At 59.5% G+C, this 17,415-nt stretch carries 20 protein-coding genes; 11 read left to right on the top strand and 9 right to left on the bottom strand.

All coding sequences use genetic code 11. The annotated features are described in order from the left end of the window. Positions 1-4 precede the first annotated feature (4 nt). The gene (locus tag M5B96_RS02610; RefSeq protein ID WP_248794931.1) at positions 5-229 is read right to left on the bottom strand and encodes a DUF6555 family protein; all 225 of its coding nucleotides are present in this window, start codon (positions 227-229) and stop codon (positions 5-7) included. Between the two features lie 189 nt (positions 230-418). Between M5B96_RS02610 and M5B96_RS32585 the strand changes: the two genes are divergently transcribed. Continuing rightward, a complete protein-coding gene (locus M5B96_RS32585; RefSeq protein ID WP_318654821.1) occupies positions 419-1,735 on the top strand; it encodes a PAS domain-containing methyl-accepting chemotaxis protein in 1,317 nt (438 codons plus the stop codon). Here M5B96_RS32585 and M5B96_RS02595 read toward each other — a convergent pair. Further along, positions 1,728-2,207 carry a RidA family protein gene (locus M5B96_RS02595; RefSeq protein WP_248794930.1) on the bottom strand — a complete coding sequence of 160 codons (480 nt, stop codon included), beginning with the start codon at positions 2,205-2,207 and terminating at the stop codon, positions 1,728-1,730. The genes M5B96_RS32585 and M5B96_RS02595 overlap by 8 nt on opposite strands. 159 nt (positions 2,208-2,366) lie before the next feature. Between M5B96_RS02595 and M5B96_RS02590 the strand changes: the two genes are divergently transcribed. The 4 genes from M5B96_RS02590 to ddlA all read left to right on the top strand — a co-directional run bounded on the left by M5B96_RS02590 (position 2,367) and on the right by ddlA (position 6,998). Then, entirely contained in the window at positions 2,367-3,974 is a 1,608-nt protein-coding gene (locus tag M5B96_RS02590; protein ID WP_248794929.1) for a sensor domain-containing diguanylate cyclase, read from the top strand. Positions 3,975-4,048: 74 nt separating this feature from the next. After that, positions 4,049-4,918: a Dyp-type peroxidase gene (locus M5B96_RS02585; protein WP_248794928.1), complete on the top strand. Its 870-nt coding sequence runs from the start codon at positions 4,049-4,051 to the stop codon at positions 4,916-4,918. A gap of 280 nt (positions 4,919-5,198) precedes the next feature. Then, positions 5,199-5,660, top strand: a complete 462-nt coding sequence (locus M5B96_RS02580) for a carboxypeptidase regulatory-like domain-containing protein (protein WP_412548574.1) — start codon at positions 5,199-5,201, stop codon at positions 5,658-5,660. Between the two features lie 243 nt (positions 5,661-5,903). Further along, the gene (ddlA, locus tag M5B96_RS02575) at positions 5,904-6,998 is read left to right on the top strand and encodes a D-alanine--D-alanine ligase (RefSeq protein WP_248794927.1); all 1,095 of its coding nucleotides are present in this window, start codon (positions 5,904-5,906) and stop codon (positions 6,996-6,998) included. Between the two features lie 59 nt (positions 6,999-7,057). Here the strand turns inward: ddlA and M5B96_RS02570 are convergent, their stop codons facing one another. Then, entirely contained in the window at positions 7,058-8,017 is a 960-nt protein-coding gene (locus tag M5B96_RS02570; RefSeq protein WP_248794926.1) for a cation diffusion facilitator family transporter, read from the bottom strand. Positions 8,018-8,406: 389 nt separating this feature from the next. Then, the gene (locus M5B96_RS02565; RefSeq protein ID WP_248794925.1) at positions 8,407-9,078 is read right to left on the bottom strand and encodes an ATPase; all 672 of its coding nucleotides are present in this window, start codon (positions 9,076-9,078) and stop codon (positions 8,407-8,409) included. Positions 9,079-9,407: 329 nt separating this feature from the next. On the opposite strand from M5B96_RS02565, the gene M5B96_RS02560 reads away from it, so the two are divergent. Next, positions 9,408-9,839, top strand: coding sequence for a nuclear transport factor 2 family protein (locus tag M5B96_RS02560; protein ID WP_248794924.1), 432 nt, complete (start codon positions 9,408-9,410; stop codon positions 9,837-9,839). 332 nt (positions 9,840-10,171) lie between these two features. Here the strand turns inward: M5B96_RS02560 and M5B96_RS02550 are convergent, their stop codons facing one another. Then, positions 10,172-11,107 (bottom strand): LysR family transcriptional regulator, encoded by a 936-nt coding sequence (locus M5B96_RS02550; protein ID WP_248794923.1) that lies wholly within the window; start codon positions 11,105-11,107, stop codon positions 10,172-10,174. A gap of 154 nt (positions 11,108-11,261) precedes the next feature. Here M5B96_RS02550 and lysA point away from each other — a divergent pair, with 154 nt between their 5' ends. Continuing rightward, on the top strand, positions 11,262-12,524 hold the full coding sequence (lysA, locus tag M5B96_RS02545; protein WP_248794922.1) for a diaminopimelate decarboxylase: 1,263 nt from the start codon (positions 11,262-11,264) through the stop codon (positions 12,522-12,524). 3 nt (positions 12,525-12,527) lie between these two features. On the opposite strand, the gene M5B96_RS02540 is transcribed toward lysA, so the two are convergent. The 3 genes from M5B96_RS02540 to M5B96_RS02530 all read right to left on the bottom strand — a co-directional run bounded on the left by M5B96_RS02540 (position 12,528) and on the right by M5B96_RS02530 (position 13,960). After that, a complete protein-coding gene (locus M5B96_RS02540) occupies positions 12,528-12,743 on the bottom strand; it encodes a hypothetical protein (RefSeq protein WP_248794921.1) in 216 nt (71 codons plus the stop codon). Positions 12,744-12,792: 49 nt separating this feature from the next. Further along, on the bottom strand, positions 12,793-13,164 hold the full coding sequence (locus tag M5B96_RS02535; RefSeq protein WP_248794920.1) for a VOC family protein: 372 nt from the start codon (positions 13,162-13,164) through the stop codon (positions 12,793-12,795). Between the two features lie 106 nt (positions 13,165-13,270). Continuing rightward, on the bottom strand, positions 13,271-13,960 hold the full coding sequence (locus tag M5B96_RS02530) for a helix-turn-helix transcriptional regulator (RefSeq protein WP_248794919.1): 690 nt from the start codon (positions 13,958-13,960) through the stop codon (positions 13,271-13,273). A gap of 140 nt (positions 13,961-14,100) precedes the next feature. On the opposite strand from M5B96_RS02530, the gene M5B96_RS02525 reads away from it, so the two are divergent. The 4 genes from M5B96_RS02525 to M5B96_RS32495 all read left to right on the top strand — a co-directional run bounded on the left by M5B96_RS02525 (position 14,101) and on the right by M5B96_RS32495 (position 16,254). Continuing rightward, the gene (locus tag M5B96_RS02525; protein WP_248794918.1) at positions 14,101-14,367 is read left to right on the top strand and encodes a ParD-like family protein; all 267 of its coding nucleotides are present in this window, start codon (positions 14,101-14,103) and stop codon (positions 14,365-14,367) included. Continuing rightward, positions 14,364-15,155, top strand: coding sequence for a type I methionyl aminopeptidase (gene map / locus M5B96_RS02520; RefSeq protein WP_248794917.1), 792 nt, complete (start codon positions 14,364-14,366; stop codon positions 15,153-15,155). The genes M5B96_RS02525 and map overlap by 4 nt, the downstream gene beginning before the upstream one ends. A 298-nt stretch (positions 15,156-15,453) precedes the next feature. Continuing rightward, on the top strand, positions 15,454-15,786 hold the full coding sequence (locus M5B96_RS02515; RefSeq protein ID WP_248794916.1) for a hypothetical protein: 333 nt from the start codon (positions 15,454-15,456) through the stop codon (positions 15,784-15,786). A 342-nt stretch (positions 15,787-16,128) separates the two neighbouring features. Next, the gene (locus M5B96_RS32495; protein WP_263859413.1) at positions 16,129-16,254 is read left to right on the top strand and encodes a hypothetical protein; all 126 of its coding nucleotides are present in this window, start codon (positions 16,129-16,131) and stop codon (positions 16,252-16,254) included. Between the two features lies 1 nt (position 16,255). Here M5B96_RS32495 and M5B96_RS02510 read toward each other — a convergent pair whose 3' ends face one another. After that, the gene (locus M5B96_RS02510) at positions 16,256-17,101 is read right to left on the bottom strand and encodes a LysR family transcriptional regulator (protein WP_248794915.1); all 846 of its coding nucleotides are present in this window, start codon (positions 17,099-17,101) and stop codon (positions 16,256-16,258) included. Positions 17,102-17,415: the final 314 nt, after the last annotated feature.

Below are 17,415 nucleotides of genomic sequence, written 5' to 3'. Positions count from 1 at the left end.
CGCCTCAGGCCTGGCGCCAGCTCACTGCATCGATACCGAATTTCTCGGCCATGGGCTTGCTGGTTTTCTTCACCCGTTCGCGACCGAACTTGCCGATGCGGCCCACGCCGGCATCGCAACTGGCCCAGTGCCAGGCCTCGGCATTGTCCATGTGTTCCGAGCGGATAATGAAGGACCTGGGAATGCCATGCAGGGTGTAGTCGATAACGAAAAGCTTTGCCGTGCTCATAAACTTGAGAATCCTCCCTGGGATGCTTCCTTGTCGTTCTAAAGTGATCCCCAGGCGCGAGAAAAATTCAGTCGAATTGTCCGCTGGCTGCTCGCTGGAAATAACCCGGGATCCGCCTTTAGAAAAAACCGCCCAAGCCGATGCCAATGACTGATTACCCGCGCTTTCATTTGCCCATCGGTGCCACCCATGTTTAACAAAAGCTTGAAGCAGGAGCTCTCGGCTCTTCGCGAAGAACTCTCCAGCCTCCAGCAAGTCAAGGACAGCCTGGAGCAGGAAATGCTCGTGCTGACCCTGGACCCCGACGGTCGCATCGAATCGGTCAACCAGAACTTCACCCAGGAAATGCTCTACCCGAGCGGTTCGCTGGTGGGCCGTAGCCTGGATGAGTTGGTGCCGGAGTACCTCAAACGTTCGGATTTTCACCAGCGCTTCAAGAATGCCCTGACCCGGGGCGAGCATTTCAGCGGCGCGGTGCGCTTGTTGCGCGGCAACGGGCAGGAAGCCTGGCTGCGTTCGATCCTACAGCCAATTCGTGACTCCCAGGGGCGTATCCGCCATTTTTCGATTTACTCCAACGATCTGACCCGGACCATCGAGTCGTCCCGCGAGCACGAAAACCTGATCGGCGCGCTGTTGCGTTCCACCGCCGTGATCGAATTCAACCTGGCCGGTGAAGTGCTCACCGCCAACGACCGTTTCCTCAACGCCATGGGCTACAACCTGGCGCAGATCCAGGGCAAGCATCACCGCCTGTTCTGTGAACCGGCGGAATACAACAGCCCCGAATACCAGGACTTCTGGAAGCGCTTGAATGCCGGCGAGTTCGTCGCCGGGCGCTTCAAACGGGTCGACAGCCGTGGTCGCGAGGTCTGGCTGGAGGCATCCTATAACCCGGTGCTTGATGCCAATGAAAAGCTCTACAAAGTGGTCAAGTTCGCTACCGTGATCACTGACCAGGTGAACCAGGAGAAGGCGGTGGCCGAAGCGGCGAACATTGCCTACAGCACGTCCTTGCAGACCGACAGCACCGCCCAGCGCGGGACCACCGTGGTGACCCAGGCCGTGGACGTGATGCGCGACCTGGCGGCGCATATGCAAACCGCCAGCGACGGCATCGAGGCCTTGAATGCGCAGTCCCAGGTGATCGGTAGCATCGTCAAGACCATCAGCGGGATTGCCGAGCAGACCAACCTGCTGGCGCTCAACGCGGCCATCGAGGCGGCGCGCGCGGGTGAGCAGGGCCGTGGATTTGCCGTGGTGGCGGACGAAGTGCGGCAGTTGGCCTCGCGCACCAGCCAGGCCACGGACGAGATCGTCGGCGTGGTGCGGCAGAACCAGGATATGGCGCGCGATGCGGTGTCGCTGATGAACAGCGGCAAGACCCAGGCCGAGGAGGGTCTTGCGCTGGCGGCGGAGGCGGGCACGGTGATCGTCGAGATCCAGGACGGCGCGCAGAAGGTGGTCAATGCGGTCGGGCAGTTTGCCAACCAGCTGACTAATTGAGCGCCACCACCATATCCACCTCGACCGAGGCGTTTTTCGGCAGTTGGAACACCCCGACCGAGGTTCGTGTATGCACCCCGGCTTCGCCGAATACCGAATACAACACCTCGGACGCGCCGTCGGCGACTTCACTCTGTTGCGTGAAGTCCGCCGCGCTCTGCACATACACATTGATACGCAAGACTTTCCTGATCTGTCCCAGGTCGCCGTCGAGCAACTGCCGCAAAATTGCCAGGGCGCGCATGGTGCTGATCTGCGCCCCGTGGCGTGCCCGCTCCAGTGTGGTCTCGGCGCCGACCCGGCCGGTCACCATCACGGTATTGTCGACGCGCGGAATCTGCCCGCTGACATACACTTCAAGATCGTTGCGCACCGCCGGAACGTAATTGCCGCCGATCTTCATTTCACCGTCGAAGCTGTAGCCGAGTTCCCGGGCAATGGCATCGAATGAGGCGTTTCTGGTGTCTGACATGGTCCAGCTCCTGACAAGAGAGGTTCAGTGCGTGCGGGCCAAGCACGATCCGGCCCGCGCTAGGCCTTGCTACGAGGTTTGCGCAGCGTTGGGGAAAATAGCGAAAAGTGCAATGTCGTCGGTTACACTTCGATAATGTCAAAAGAACATCATGCAGTTTTGACCTTCGCCCGAATCTACAACAGCGTATTGACCCGATTGCTGGTGTTAGCGCTGTGCATTGTCGTGTCTGGCGCTATCGTGCGTTATTACGTGTTGACCAACTTTCTGCGCGAGGACCTGAGCGCCGTCGTGGAGGGCCAACAGTTGGCGTTGGCGACTTATGTCGCGCACGATGTCGATAGCAAGGTCATTCGGCGTCGGCTCTTGATCGAGCGCCTCGCGGCCAGCGTGCCCCTCGACTTACTGGCCCGGCCGGAACAACTGCGAGTCTGGCTGAAAGAGCGTTCACCCTACCAGGCCCTGCTCGCGATCGATGTTTTCATCGTCGACGCCAGTGGCAAGCGGGTAGCGGGCTACCCCGATCCGAAGGCGCCGTCCGATACCGACTATACGGATCGTGATTATGTTCAAGCCGGGTTGGCCGGTAAATTGTTTTTCGGCCAGCCGATCGAGGGCCGGGTCAATGCCGAACCGATGCTGCCGATCTCCGCGCCTATCAGGAATGCGGCGGGTGAGGTGCGGGGCGTCCTTGTTGGCATGATGGCACTGTCGGCCCCCGGGTTTCTTGATTCCTTGCTGCAGAGCCGTGGGGGAACCACTAGCGGGGAGTTCCAGCTGGTTTTCCCGGAAAGTCGCTTGCGGATCGAATCCTCCCGGTTTGGGATGGGCCTCCAGCCGACCTCGCCACCTGGCCTCGATGTCCTGCAGGACCGGGCCATGGCGGGTTTTCGCGGGACCGGGATAACAGTCAACGGCGAGGGCCGGGAAGAGGTCCGCGCCATGGTTTCCGTCCCCAGTATGGGCTGGTTCATTGTCGCCAGCCTGCCGGGCCATGAGGCGTTTTCAACCGTTGAGCGAACCCAGCGTTTCTTGATCAAAGGTGCGATCTCCTCGATTTTTCTGTTCGGCATCATCTGTTCCATCGTCATGTACTTTGTCTTTCGTCCGCTGTTCCAGGCCGCCGCGCAGGCGGACTGCATGACCCGCGACGAACTGCCGCATGCGCCCTTGCCGGTGGTGCGTAACGATGAAGTCGGTCACTTGATCTCGGCGTTCAATCGCTTGTTGCTCAAGCTCAACGAGAAACAGGCGGAGCTCGAAAAAATCGCTCATCACGACACCCTGACCGGCTTGCCCAACCGGCATCACCTCTCTGGCCGCCTGCGCCAGGTGTTGGCCCAGGCCCAGCGCAAAGGTACGCAGGTCGGTTTGTTGTTCATGGACCTCGATGGCTTCAAGCGGATCAATGACACCCTCGGACACGAGGCCGGTGACGAGGTGTTGCGTCAAGTGGCGAAGCGCTTTGGCGCCGTTGTGCGGGGCGGCGACACCCTGGCGCGCATTGGCGGCGATGAGTTCGTGGTCCTGCTGAGCGATCTTGGCGCCGATGCCGAAGAAACCGTGAGCACCGTGGCCACCAAGTGCATTGCTGCGCTGAGCATGCCTTTTCTCATTGCCGGTACGGTTTGCCAGTTGGGCGTCTCGATCGGTATCGCCCTGGGCAGCGGCGAAAGCTCCGCCGATGCGTTGCTGCTGACCGCGGATCGCGTCATGTACCAGGCCAAGAAAACCGGGCGTGGTCGCTACGTGACCCACAAGCTCTGAGGCGGGTCTCGCCCCTGTTGCAAGCGTAGCGGGCGCAACAAAGGTAAACTCCGGGCTTTCCCGAAGGAGTTCCTATGAGCCACTACCAGCCCGGCATTCTTGCCAAGCCTGTGCCCTTGCAGGCGCGCCACCTGTTCTTCGCCCTTGAGTCCGCCGAAGCCTTGCCGGCTGCACTCGACAATCTCACCCGGCTGGTGGATGTAAAGCACGCCGTGGTCGGTTTTGGCGAGTCGCTGGTGCAGGCGCTGGGCGCTCATGTCCAAGGGCTGCGGGCCTTTCCCGTGATCACTGGCGCGGGGGTGGATAATCCGTCGACCCAGCATGCGCTGTGGTGCTGGTTGCATGGTGAGGACCGTGGCGAGTTGTTGCTCCGCAGTCGTGCGCTGGAGCAGGCGCTGGCGCCGGCCCTGAAGTTGGTGCAGATGACCGAGGCGTTCCGACACAAGAGCGGCCACGACCTGACCGGTTATGAGGACGGCACCGAGAACCCGCTGGACGAAGCCGCCGTCGCGGCCGGGATCGCCGCGGACGGCGGCAGCTTTGCCGCGATCCAGCAGTGGCAGCATGACCTGGACGGTTTCGCCGCGCTGCCAGCCCATGAGCAGGACAACATCATGGGGCGGCGCAAGAGCGACAATGAGGAACTGGACGATGCGCCGGAGTCCGCCCACGTCAAACGTACCGCCCAGGAGAGCTTTGCCCCGGAGGCCTTCGTGGTGCGTCGCTCGATGCCCTGGTCGAACGAGCAGGGTGCCGGCCTGATGTTCCTGGCGTTCGGTCATTCCTTTGCGGCCTTCGAGGCACAGCTGCGGCGCATGAGCGGCCTGGACGATGGCATCGTCGACGGTTTGTATCGTTTCAGCCGGCCGATTACCGGCGGCTACTACTGGTGCCCGCCATTGAGCGAAGGACGCCTGGATCTGAGTGCCCTGAGCGGCGCTTGAGTCCCCCCGCTCGGCCTGAGCCCGCCCGGTGTCGTCCATCGGGCGCTTTCATCAGGGCGTTTGGCGACGGGTAGTGTTATCCGCTCTCGACCCGAGCTGAAATTGATCTAAGCAGGTTGCCGCTCTGAACTAGACTCAAAAGAGCGCATTCGCTGCAAAGTGAAATCCCCCTCGTCCGCGCAGCGCACTTGCCATCCAGGCGCCCACGCCTGCCTGCCGAATGAAATCAGGCGCCAATCCAACCTGACGGATGAGACTCAGGCTCCACGGGAGCCAGGGAGTGTTCATCATGATCTCCATGCGTGCTGTTTTGCTCTGCGCCTTGCCTGGCCTGGTGCTGTTGGCGGCGTCCCCGGCTGTCTGGGCGGCAGGTGAGAGTGCACCGATCAACCAGGAGGCGGTGCGGTTAGCGCCGCAAACCCAGAACGGCGTGTCTTACCTGACGGGGGGGATCGGCGAAGATGAAACCCAGGCATTGCTTCATACCAGTGGTTATAACCTGCATATTGTCCTGAGCGCGGGCCCCAAAGGGGAATATGTGCCCGATGTCGACATCACGATCCACAAGGCCGGGGGCGAGTCGGTACTGTCATTGAGCCAGGTCGGGCCGCTGGTGTACGTCAAGTTGCCTGCTGGCAAATACGAGGTGGTCAGCCGGCGTGATGGTCACGAAGAAAGGCAGGGTGTCGTCCTCGATGGGGAGGCCAGCCAGACGGTGAATTTGAACTGGAAAAACGAGTAAGGCGAGTCCTGCCGGCGCGCCGCTCGCCGCTCGATTGCCGGCGATAGCCGTGGTGCGCGGTGCATCGTAATGACCTGCAATAGCCGCGCTGCATCGTGCCGCGCAATCGTCGGCAAGCCAGTTCCTGCCGGGCTGGGGTGTTCAAGAAATTACCAATCAGGGGATGCCAAATTGCCGCCTTGCGAATAATCTGCGCACAGAGGGAATCCCCCTGGAACACAGATTTGGACACGAGGTCGGAAGATGGGCAAGTTGCGAGTCGGGATTATTTTCGGTGGCTTGGGGGCCGAGCACGAAGTGTCGTTGCAATCGGCGCGTAATGTGGTCGATGCGCTGGACCGCGAGCGTTTCGAGCCGATCCTGATCGGCATCGACAAGCAGGGGCGCTGGCACCTCAACGACAGTTCCAACTACCTGATCAATGCCGAGAATCCTGCGCTTATCGCCTTGAACCAATCCAATCGCGAACTGGCCGTGGTCCCCGGCAAGTCCAGCCAGCAGTTGGTGGACACCAGCAGCCAGGCACTGCTGGAGCAGGTCGATGTGATCTTCCCCATCGTCCACGGCACCCTTGGCGAAGACGGCTGCCTGCAAGGCTTGCTGCGCATGACTGACCTGCCTTTTGTCGGCTCCGATGTGCTCGGCTCGGCGGTGTGCATGGACAAGGACGTGAGCAAGCGTCTGCTGCGCGATGCCGGGCTGGCGGTGACACCCTTTATCACTGTGAACCGGGCCACCGCCGCGAGGCTCGGCTTCGAGGCCGCACAGGCAAAGTTGGGCCTGCCGCTGTTCATCAAGCCGGCGAACCAGGGCTCTTCGGTGGGGGTGAGCAAGGTCGAGACGGCCGAGGAGTACCAGGCCGCGCTGGCCTTGGCGCTGGACTTCGACGAAAAGGTCCTGATCGAATCGGCGGTCAGCGGGCGGGAGATCGAATGCGCGATCCTCGGCAACGACCAGCCGATTGCCAGCGGTTGTGGAGAGATCGTCGTGCGCAGCGGCTTCTACTCCTACGACAGCAAGTACATTGATGAGCAGGCCGCCGAAGTCGTGGTGCCGGCGGCGCTCAGCGAACAGGACAGTGAGCGCATTCGCGCACAGGCCATCGAAGCCTTCCTGGTGTTGGGCTGTTCCGGATTGGCGCGGGTCGATGTGTTTCTTACCGCGGACGGCGAAGTGCTGATCAACGAGGTCAACTCACTGCCCGGTTTTACCCGCATCAGCATGTACCCCAAGCTCTGGCAGGCGGCGGGGATGAGTTACAGCGAACTGGTCAGCCGCCTGATCGAACTGGCGCTGGAGCGGCATGCGCTGCGCAAGAATCTGAAGAACAGTCGCTAAAAGGCCCGCAGCCGCTTCGCGCGCTTCGGGCCTGGTAAACGCTTGGAAGAGCCTGGGTTTCAGGCTCCGGAGCGGGACGGGTCGAGATGGTCCAGGTCCGGTCGATGCCAGGGGTCAATGTGCGTCATCAGGTTCAGGACCCGATGACGCAGCATGACATTTTCCCGCGCGGCCACGGCAATCGCGTGGCCCTCCTCGACGGAAATCGAAGCTTCCACTTCGATATGCGCATCGACCGCGAGCATATCGCCCATTTTGCGCGTGCGTACATCGTGCACGCCCTTGATGCCGGGGGTTTCCAGGAGCGTGGTGCGAATGGAGGCCACCTCTTCTTCATCGGCGGCGCTGTCCATCAGGTCATTCAAGGCGTTCCAGCCGAACGACCAGCCCATCCTGGCAATCATGCCACCGACCACCAGCGCGGCAATCGGGTCGAGAATCGGATAGCCCGCCAGGTTGCCGACAATACCGATACCGACCACCAGCGACGAGGCCGCATCCGAGCGTGCATGCCAGGCGTTGGCGATCAACAGGCTCGATTTCACCTTCTTCGCCACGGTGAGCATGTAGCGAAACAACAGTTCCTTGGTCAGCAACGCGGCGCCCGCTACCCACAAGGCCGTCATATGCACCGTCTGGATGGACTCCGGGGTTTGCAGCTTGAGCACGGCCGAACCGATCATGCCGATGCCCACGGCCAGCAGCAGCAGGCCGAGGATCATCGAGGCGGCGGTTTCAAAGCGCAGGTGCCCATACGGATGGCCGTCGTCGGCGTCCTGCTTGCTCTTGTGGCTGGCGAACAACACCACAAAGTCGGCAATCAAGTCCGACAGCGAGTGAATACCGTCGGCGATCAGGCCCTGGGACTTCGACAGGATACCCACGACGATCTGGGTGCAGGACAGCGCCAGATTGACGGCCACGCTCGCCCAGGTGCAACGGGAAGCCGCAGTCGCTCGTTCGGCGGGAGTGCAGTATTGGTCCTCGGAATCTTCGGAGAACTTTTCATCGTTGATCATAGGCTTTTCCATTATTCACAAATGACTATCAGCTCACGGCACTCAAGGCGTTCCGGCTAATTAAGTGGCTGTTTTGATGTGATCGACAATCATTGGCGTTCGCCTTGAAACAGGCATGAACAAGGGACAAAGCATACTTAAAAGTTGGGAGGGATACACAGGCTATTTAAATAATCAGGGCGATTGAAAATTTGTTTCGTATACATATCGCTTGTGTTCTCAAATGCGAATCTTAATGTTTCGTCGACTAGTGTTCGAAGGCACTCGCACTGACGCCAACAACCTTCTATCCCATTATCGGCAGAGGACTTCCAGTGCGGGGATATTGCCTGGCGGGCGAGTAGAAAAGCGAAGGGGAACCTGGCTGGCTCCCCTGGCGATGTGCGGAATCAGTTGGTGGCGACGCGGTCGGTCTCACCCGAGGTGACCAGCGCCCTGAGCGAGGTATCGAACTGCTTCAGGGCGTTGACCTGCAAGTCGCGTTGCTGGTTGATTTGCGCGGCAATCTCCGGCGCGGCCTTGCCATGGACCCAGATCGACGGCAGCTCCTTGCCACCGAAACCTTCGGCCTTGCCGATGTATTGCAGGTTCGAATCGTAGAACGTGGCGACGAAGCGCGCTTCGAACTGGCTGTTGCGTTTGGTCACCAGGCGGCTGTAGGTGTCGAGCATCACCACCACGTCAGGACGGGCCTTCACCAGTGCATCAAGGTTGTCGTAGACGGTCACCGAGGTGAACTGTTTCTGCAGCGAAGCCATGAGCCAGTCGATGGCCAGTTTCGGATCGGAACTGTTGACGAACGCCTCGCTGATGCGCGGGTCCAGAGCGGCATTCTTCGCGCCGTTCAACGCAACGCTGTGATAGCGCTCAAGGTACTCAAGCGTACTGACAGTATTTTCGCTGTAGAGCACCCCGACCGACTGGGCATGTTTCAAGCTGGCGGCGCTGTCGGCCACCGGCAGGAAATGGCAGGCTTGATCGTCAGCCGCGTAGGCTGGGGCGGTGGCGATGAAACCACCGGTCAATACGGCGACAAGAGCCAGCAAGGTAGAAATTCTCATCGCGCGTTTTCCTTCTGAAGTCGGTTCGGCATAACGCTATCCTCCTCCTTTGACAGAAAAACAAAACTTGCATTCCTTGATGGTTACTATCAATTGAACGAATGATAGGCGGCCGTATGTTGCAGTGTAGCTGTCAATGGGGCGTGGCATTGCGTGCCTTGGTAGTGCCGCCTGTCTGCTTGTCCAGCAAAAGCCTGTTGTGTTGTACGATGACTGACGATATGGTCTGTGACGATGCCGCTGCGGCTCAAACCGCCCCTGGGAACTCGCCGCGGTTCCTGATAGCGGCTGCAAGGTCTGCGTTCCCCATAACAACAAGGAAATGCTTCATGAAAAAAATCAAAGTGCTTATCGGTTTCCTGTGCCTCTTCAGTGGCTATGTAACCGCCGCCCCTTCGGCGGGAGAGAAGGCCGTGGCCGATGCGGTGGACCATCTGACCCTGGCGATGTTGAACAGGGACATTCCCGAGTTGAACGCGTTGACCGCCGAGAGCCTGACCTACGGGCATTCCAGCGGGAAGGTGCAGGGCAAGAAAGACTTTATCGGCGATATCGAATCAGGCAAAAGTGCCTTCAAGACCCTGCAGATGCAGAACCAGACCATTACCCTGTCAGGCGATGTGGCGTTCGTCCGCCATCATTTTTCGGGACAGGCGATCAAGGGCAGCGAACTGGTGCCTACTGAAATCGAAAACTTCCAGGTCTGGCAGAAGCAGCACGGCAAATGGTTGTTGGTGGGGCGGCAGGCCTTTCATCTCTGATCGTTGCGTGACCGCGGGGGGGCTATGGATCTGGTGTTAAAAAACGGCTGACACCCAGTTCCGGCGTTAGTCCCCCGCAAACTATAGGAAAACAAACTGTTTCAGGGCCGCCATCATGGCGATCACCAGAACAGCGGCTCCCACCGCAGCGGTCCACTCGGATTACGGTGTGCCAGCGAACCATGAATCCTTTGCCGGATATTTACCTCGTGTGAGCAGTTTCACGACGGGCCAGCCGACGGGAAAGCAAATAGCCTGAAAAATAACGTCGGTTAGTATATCGAGCAATTTCGTACGTCCTTGTCACCAGTAAGAGCCGCAATGCCTGGAGTCTACAAGTTCGCCCTTGAATGAGCACTGATCGCCGCCAGTCGGGTGACAACCAGTGAAGCCTGTTCGCGCAACGCGTCCTCGAACAGGCTGACCAGCCTGGAGGCCGGGCGATGCAAAGGTCTGATCAGGCTGACGGTAAAGGGGATCGAAACGCTGAACGGACGGATCTCCAGGCCTTGTCCGAGAAAGTCCAGGGCTGTCAGCGGGTTGACGATGGCCAGGCCGACACGCTCGCGAACCATGGCACAGACCGAAGCGGCACTGTGGGTATCCAGCACCATGTGCCGCTCTACCTGGGCTTGGCGGAAGATCTCGTCGATCTGCTGCCTGTAGCTATCGAGGCTGGACAGGCTGATGAAGGGTTTTGCGGCAAAGTCTTCAGGTGCCAGCCGCGGTTTTTCCAGAAGTGGATGGCCGCTCGGCAGGACGCAGACTTCATCCACCGTCATCAAGGGCGACAGCTCTGTCCCCGGCGGCGCATTGGCCACTTCGGTCAGCCCCAGGTCGTAGCGCTGGGCCGACAGCCACTCCTCCAGCAACGGCGATTCTTGCGGCGTGATGCTTATGCTCGCCTTGGGGAATTGCGTAACGAAACGCTGGCATGCCCTGGGCAGCAAGGATTGCGAGAACACCGGCAGGCAGGCAATGGACAGTTGGCCCTGCTCGAACTCCCGCAATGACGCCGCGGTGTTGAGAATCCGCCCCAGCCCGAAGTAGGCACGTTGTACCTCCTCGAATAGCGAGAGTGCTTGTGCCGTCGGTCGCAGGCGGCCGCGCACGCGGTCAAACAATTTGAGTTGGGTGAGTTGTTCAAAACGCGCCAATTCGCGACTGACCGTCGGCTGGGAGGTATGCAACATGGCCGCGGCTCCCGTCACACTGCCGCAAGTCATCACGGCCCGGAACACTTCGATATGGCGCAACGTGGCTGACATGGAGCTGATCTCATGCTTGTGGAAGTCCATATCGTAAATGAATGGATTTGCTGAGTATTGGTATTTTATGACGGGTTGTTCTTTCTCCATCATGCCGCCGACGGCGCGATAGTCCCTTTGCTGCGCGCGCATTGCTTGCCTGAGGCCTGCTGATATGAAAACCCTCGCTGACAACCTGCTACTGCAACTGGCCGAGTGCCATGGCACCCCTTTGTGGGTGTATGACGGTCCGTTGATTCAAGAGCGTATCCGGCAACTGGCGGCATTCGACACCGTGCGCTTTGCCCAGAAAGCCTGCTCCAACCTCCATATCCTGCGTTTGATGCGCGAAGCCGGGGCGAAGGTGGATGCTGTTTCTCTCGGCGAGATCGAGCGTGCGCTGCGGGCCGGATTCAGCACGGGCCTCGTGCATGGCGTGGCCGGTGTCGTGTTCACGGCTGACGTGTTTGATCGAGCCACCTTGCAACGCGTAGTGGCGGCACAGGTCGAGGTCAATGTCGGTTCCATCGACATGCTGCACCAGCTGGGAGCGCTTTCCCCCGGTCACCGGGTATGGTTACGGGTCAATCCGGGCTTTGGCCACGGACACAGCCGCAAGACCAATACCGGCGGTGAAAACAGCAAGCACGGGATCTGGCACACCCAGCTGGAAGAAGCCCTGGTACTGGTTCGGGATTACGGCCTGCACCTGGTGGGCTTGCACATGCATATTGGTTCCGGGGTGGATTACCAGCATCTGCAGCGAGTGTGCGGCAGCATGGCGGAGTTGGTCGTGGGCCTGGACCAGGATATCGAGGCCATTTCAGCGGGTGGCGGTTTATCGGTGCCCTACCAGGCGGGCGAGCAGCCGGTCGACGTCGATCATTATTTTGCCCAGTGGGACCACGCCAGGAAGCAGATTGAGCGCCATCTGGGCCATCCGATCCGCCTGGAAATCGAGCCGGGACGCTTTCTGGTGGCGGAGGCCGGTGTGCTGGTATCGGAGGTGCGTGCCACCAAACCAATGGGGGGCAACCATTTCACCCTGGTCGATGCCGGCTTCAATGACCTGATGCGCCCATCGCTGTACGGCAGTTATCACGAGATATCGTTGCTGAGTCGGCGCGACGAGCCATTGCCCATGCGGGCGACGGTTGTGGCTGGGCCTCTGTGCGAGTCCGGCGACGTCTTTACCCAATCCGCGGGCGGGATCGTCGAGTCCCGCCTGTTACCCGCTGCCGAGGTAGGTGATTACCTGGTGTTCCATACCGCTGGCGCTTACGGCGCCTCCATGTCCTCCAACTACAATAGCCGTACCCAGGCGGCGGAAGTCCTGGTGAATGGCCGCGAGCATCGGCTGATCAGGCGGCGCCAGAGCTTGAGTGCGCTGTTGCAGCTTGAAGAGGGCCTCCAAGGACAGCGATTATGGCATTCGTAGTATTTATAACGGTGCGGCTACGATATCAAGATCCATCGGCGGTAGTTGCAACTTGCCATCCGAGGTAAAGACCTTGATCGTATGTTTTCCAGGGCTTGTCAGTATTGATTGGGGGACAACAATGGTGATGCCGGATTTTCCGACGAAAGTGAGTGATTTCAGTTCGGATATCGTCGCGTTCGACAACATGTCCGCCCGACTGTTCAGAGCCATCCACATGACAAGCGATCCATCTGGTTGTAGTGGTCCTTTATCGCCTATCTGATAGTCAGGCGTCCGACGATGCAAACACACGCAGCCGATGGCCGTCCGGATCAAGCGCGACAAAGGTGTAGCCAAAATCCATCTCCACCGGCTCCTGGAGAATACTCAGCCCCTTGGCCACCCAGGCTCGATAGGTCGAATCAACCAGGGTTTTTCCCGTGACGCTGAACGCCACTTCGCCGGCAACCCCGATGTCGGCAACCCGTGGCTCTACCGTGTGCTTCGACCAAAGGCCCAGCATGAACCCAGGGGCCAGGGCGAACATCGCAAACGTGGCCGAAGCTTCTGTCGGGGCGTTACCAAACAGGTCGGCATAGAAGCTGGCGCTGGATTCCGGGCTGTCGACATACAGGATGAAAAAATTGGGCTTGATCATGGGGGAGGGCTCCTGGCCGGGGATGGAAGTGGCGCTATCAGCACAGTGCTTGCTAGCGCCTCTTATCCTACGGATGCCACTACCCATTTTTGTCAGCAGTGATCGCCTACTGAGGGCAGATCCCTTCCTGCAGGCGCCAAGCCTTCAGCAGTGCCTGGCGTCGGCGTGGATATCGTTCCGGGGTTGTCTTGAACTCGGTAATCCGGTCACTGCGAAAGTGACGAAATCCGTCACGTAGTTCGCACCAGGCCACCAGCACACGGGAGTCATCAAAATAGCCCAGGGCGAATGGCCAGAGGGTTCGACAGGACTGCTCTCCCTTCAAATCCAGATAGACAATTTCCACCTTCAGTTCTGCCCTGATTGCCTGGCGGATCAGCGGCTGCACGATGTCGATCGGCAATGGCGAAGCTCTAGGCCCGATCAATAGCGCCGATGCGTCCAACTCGTCCCGGAGGTCCGATGGCAGGACTGCGGAGATTTTGTCCAGCGCATTACGTGCCGCTTGACCCAGGCGTTCATCGGCCCGCTCGGCGACCCAGCGCGAACCCAGGACGAGGGCTTCTATCTCGTCTTCTGAAAACATCAGGGGCGGCAGCATGAAACCGGGGCGCAACACAAAGCCGAGCCCGGCGGCCCCTTCGATATTGGCGCCTTGCTCCTTCAAGGTCCCGATGTCCCTGTAGAGGGTGCGCAGGGTGATACCCAGTTCCTGGGCCAGCACGGCTCCGGCAACGGGAAAACGGTAACGCCGTAAAATCTGGATCAAGGTCAGGAGACGTTGGGAACGGGACATTCAGGCAAGCTCAAAAGGCAATGCCCGACAGAGTTCCATATCCGGGAGGGGGCTTTCAACCGTCATGCGCCTTGAGATTGCGATCCCCCGCCATGATCAGTTAATATACGTTTCATATACATTTTATATCGAGTGGGTCCATGGGTATCGTCAAGATTTCAGAGAGCATGCACGAGAACCTGCGCGTCGCCAGCGATGCGTTGAGTCGTTCGATCAATGCCCAGGCCGAGCACTGGATGCGTATCGGGATGCTGGCGGAGTTGCATCCCAACCTGGATCACCGTGACATCAGCCGTTTGCTGGTCCGTGCTGAACTGGAGGGCGGCCTTGATGTGAAACAGTTGTGCGCGCTGGCGGATCTTTCGCAAGGTGCTCGGGCTCATGCCGCGCCAGGAGCCCAGCAATGAAGACAAACGTCAAAATCAATACACCGGCGCAAATAGCCCTGTCCGGCGCGGCGGGCAAGCTGGCCGCCGAAGTGCTGGCGATGATCGCTCCCCACGTCAAGGCCGGGGTTACCACCGACCAGCTTGACCAGCTTTGTCATGACTACATCGTCAACGTGCAGAAGGCCATTCCCGGCAATGTCGGTTATCACGGCTTTCCGAAAACCGTGTGTACCTCCGTCAACGAGGTAGTCTGCCACGGCATCCCGACGAGCAAGGCGCTGAAGGATGGCGACATCGTCAATATCGACATCGCCGTGGTCAAGGATGGCTGGTACGGCGACACCAGCCGCATGTACTTTGTCGGTGAGCCCGGCGCGCAGGCTCGGCGCCTGGTCAAGACCACCTATGAGGCCATGTGTGCCGGTATTCGCATGGTTCGCCCCGGTGCGACGCTGGGCGATATCGGTCACGCGATCCAGAGCGTTGCCGAGCGGGACGGCTTCAGCGTGGTGCGTGAGTACTGCGGTCATGGTATCGGCAAGATCTACCACGATGAGCCGCAGGTTTTGCATTACGGCTACCCGGGCCAGGGCCTGACCCTGAAAACCGGCATGATCTTCACCATCGAGCCGATGTTGAACGCCGGCAAACGCCATGTGAAAACCCTGGCCGATGGCTGGACGGTCGTCACCAAGGATCACTCGCTCTCGGCCCAGTGGGAGCATATGGTCGCCGTCACTGACGAGGGTTTCGAGGTGTTGACCCCTTGGCCGGACCAGCAGGACGAGTATCCCGCGGTAGTTTAGGTAGCCGGCGGCAAGGTAAGGGAATAGCCGCCTGGACGCGGTCTTATATATACAGGCACTTCTCCAAAGTTAATCTTTGAAAGACTGGATGCCAATCATTCGTAGGGGTATTTTAGGTGTTCGTAAAGCGTCCGGGCGTAGCTATTTAATTGGCTGCCAGTTTCATGTAACAAACCGGGTACAAGCTTTACAAAGTATTTACTTTGGCGCCGCGCGAATCTTCCAGGAAAAACTGTCTGATAAGTATTCCCGGAGATATTATTAAGTCAGCCGGTTCGGTGCGAAAAGAGGACTTGTCATGAATAGTCGACTCTCGAAAGTGAAAGTGGCTGTCTTGCTCATTGGTGTGCTCGCCGTTGCGGGGCAGGCCGAGGCCCGTGGCGGTTGGGGTTACGGTCACGGCTACGGTGGTGGTTGGGGCTGGGGTGGTCCGGCCCTGTTGGGTGCCGTTGTCGGCGGTGCCGTAGTGGGTTCGATCGTCGCCAATTCCCAGCCTCCGGTTTACGTTCAGCAGCCGGTTTACGTTCAGCCGCAGCCGGTGTACATCCAGCAACCGCCGCCGGTCTACTACCAGGCGCCGCCGCCGCCACCGGGCTACTACTACCAGCCACAACCGGCACCGCCGCGTTAGGCTCCGATGGGTAGTCGCTACGTTTTAATGATATAGGTCCTGCTCTAACGCGCGGACCGTTTAAAGCATTTAGTTATTTCCATATGATCTTTCCTATATGTCGAGAAATAAAAAGCCCCAGCGCATGCGAATGTCTGGGGCTTTTTGTGTCGCTGGCAGCGCGGGACCCGAATCCCGTCGAGTTGATACTCAACGCCAATAGAAAGCCGTGCGCCTGACAGGGCCACCTTGGTGCGCTTGTATCAAGCGCAATGCTTATCACTGAAATAGCCCGCGACCCCTGTTTCGCGGACTATTCCCCTCTCCATACTGGTGCTTCTGGAACCCACCAAGGAAGCCAATATGGAACAGTATCGAATGCGCTCGCTGATGATCGTACTTGTACACCTCGCGGCATTCGTCCTCGTCAGCCTGGGGTTGCTGAGCCTGACGGTGATGATGGCCTGGACCGGACGCTTGTTCTTCTAGCTCAACCGTTGGAGATGTCTGCGCTCAACGTACTGATCAACGCCTGCGCTTGGGCGTCGCGTTGCGCGGTATAGAGTACGATTTCACGCGAGGGCAGGGGGGGCAGGTCGATCCGCTGTGCCACGTCGACACAGCCGTTTGGCGCCATGCGCCCGACCATCGCGCCTATTCCAATGCCGGCGGCCACCGCTGCGCCGATGGCCAGAATCCCGCTGCCGACAAAGACTTCTTCCCAAGGACGGTTCTGTGTTTGCAGCGCCGCCATCACCATGCTGCGCATGCCGCAGGGCTCCGGTTGTATCGCCAGGGGTAAAGTTGCTCCGGGCGGCAGCTCGAAGTCTTGCGCCGCCATCCAGCTGAATCGCGCTGCACCAATCACCTCACCGTCCTGGCGTCGGTTGTCGTGCCTCAGGATCAAGGCCACATCCAGCTTGCCCTGTTCGTAGTTCTCCAGCATGTCCCGGGATGTGCCGAGGCTGAAGGCGACGATAACCTCCGGGTCGGTGTTCGCCATGCGTCGCAGCCACAGGGTGAGATCGGCTCCGACGATGTGATGGCTGACGCCGACCCGCAGGGTGCGTTTCTGCCTGCCGAAGCAGTTCATCGCTTGCTGGTAGTTATCCAGCAAGTGCCGTGCGCTGGCCAGGAAAGTCTGCCCGTGAGCCGATAACGTTACCCGTCGCGGCGTGCGTTCCAGCAGCTTGCGACCGAGGGTTTCTTCCAGGCGCTTTATCTTCAGGCTGATAGCCGCCTGGGTGCCGCCTATGACATCTGCAGCGCGGGTGAAACTCTTGAGTTCCGCGACCAGGACAAACGCCTGGATGGCATCGATGTCGGGCATTTTCATGGTTGCGCCTGAGGTCCTGTCTCGAAGGTAGTGAAGTTACCATGACAAGCGACATGTGTGCCGAAGGCGGCTTTCGCGACAGCCTTTTTTGAAAAAAAGCCCCTGGGCATTGTGCGTGCCTGGGGCTTTTCATTACGGATAGCGAGGGCTTTTGGTTGGAGCCGACACCGTCGCTGCTAAACGATTTGGGGGGGCAACTGTACGCAGGTTAGCAGACCGGTCGATTGGAGAACCCGGCGCACCCGAAGGTGCCCTGCGCACAGCCACCATAAAAGGCAGGCAATAAAAAGCGCCTGACTAAAGGGGGCGCTGTG

The sequence above is a fragment of the Pseudomonas sp. MWU13-2105 genome, assembly GCF_023242315.1.
Classification (GTDB): domain Bacteria; phylum Pseudomonadota; class Gammaproteobacteria; order Pseudomonadales; family Pseudomonadaceae; genus Aquipseudomonas.
This window is presented reverse-complemented; position numbering and strand designations above follow the sequence as displayed.

Excerpts from the sequence above, each read along its gene's own strand:
- M5B96_RS02550 (WP_248794923.1), bottom strand. The coding sequence starts at position 11,107 with ATGTCAGCCACGTTGCGCCATATCGAAGTGTTCCGGGCCGTGATGACT.
- M5B96_RS02525 (WP_248794918.1), top strand. The coding sequence starts at position 14,101 with ATGGGTATCGTCAAGATTTCAGAGAGCATGCACGAGAACCTGCGCGTC.
- map (WP_248794917.1), top strand. The coding sequence starts at position 14,364 with ATGAAGACAAACGTCAAAATCAATACACCGGCGCAAATAGCCCTGTCC.
- M5B96_RS02530 (WP_248794919.1), bottom strand. The coding sequence starts at position 13,960 with ATGTCCCGTTCCCAACGTCTCCTGACCTTGATCCAGATTTTACGGCGT.
- ddlA (WP_248794927.1), top strand. The coding sequence starts at position 5,904 with ATGGGCAAGTTGCGAGTCGGGATTATTTTCGGTGGCTTGGGGGCCGAG.
- M5B96_RS02585 (WP_248794928.1), top strand. The coding sequence starts at position 4,049 with ATGAGCCACTACCAGCCCGGCATTCTTGCCAAGCCTGTGCCCTTGCAG.
- M5B96_RS02560 (WP_248794924.1), top strand. The coding sequence starts at position 9,408 with ATGAAAAAAATCAAAGTGCTTATCGGTTTCCTGTGCCTCTTCAGTGGC.
- M5B96_RS02535 (WP_248794920.1), bottom strand. The coding sequence starts at position 13,164 with ATGATCAAGCCCAATTTTTTCATCCTGTATGTCGACAGCCCGGAATCC.
- M5B96_RS32495 (WP_263859413.1), top strand. The coding sequence starts at position 16,129 with ATGGAACAGTATCGAATGCGCTCGCTGATGATCGTACTTGTACACCTC.
- M5B96_RS02510 (WP_248794915.1), bottom strand. The coding sequence starts at position 17,101 with ATGAAAATGCCCGACATCGATGCCATCCAGGCGTTTGTCCTGGTCGCG.
- M5B96_RS02515 (WP_248794916.1), top strand. The coding sequence starts at position 15,454 with ATGAATAGTCGACTCTCGAAAGTGAAAGTGGCTGTCTTGCTCATTGGT.
- M5B96_RS32585 (WP_318654821.1), top strand. The coding sequence starts at position 419 with ATGTTTAACAAAAGCTTGAAGCAGGAGCTCTCGGCTCTTCGCGAAGAA.
- M5B96_RS02595 (WP_248794930.1), bottom strand. The coding sequence starts at position 2,207 with ATGTCAGACACCAGAAACGCCTCATTCGATGCCATTGCCCGGGAACTC.
- M5B96_RS02565 (WP_248794925.1), bottom strand. The coding sequence starts at position 9,078 with ATGAGAATTTCTACCTTGCTGGCTCTTGTCGCCGTATTGACCGGTGGT.
- M5B96_RS02610 (WP_248794931.1), bottom strand. The coding sequence starts at position 229 with ATGAGCACGGCAAAGCTTTTCGTTATCGACTACACCCTGCATGGCATT.
- lysA (WP_248794922.1), top strand. The coding sequence starts at position 11,262 with ATGAAAACCCTCGCTGACAACCTGCTACTGCAACTGGCCGAGTGCCAT.
- M5B96_RS02540 (WP_248794921.1), bottom strand. The coding sequence starts at position 12,743 with ATGTGGATGGCTCTGAACAGTCGGGCGGACATGTTGTCGAACGCGACG.
- M5B96_RS02570 (WP_248794926.1), bottom strand. The coding sequence starts at position 8,017 with ATGATCAACGATGAAAAGTTCTCCGAAGATTCCGAGGACCAATACTGC.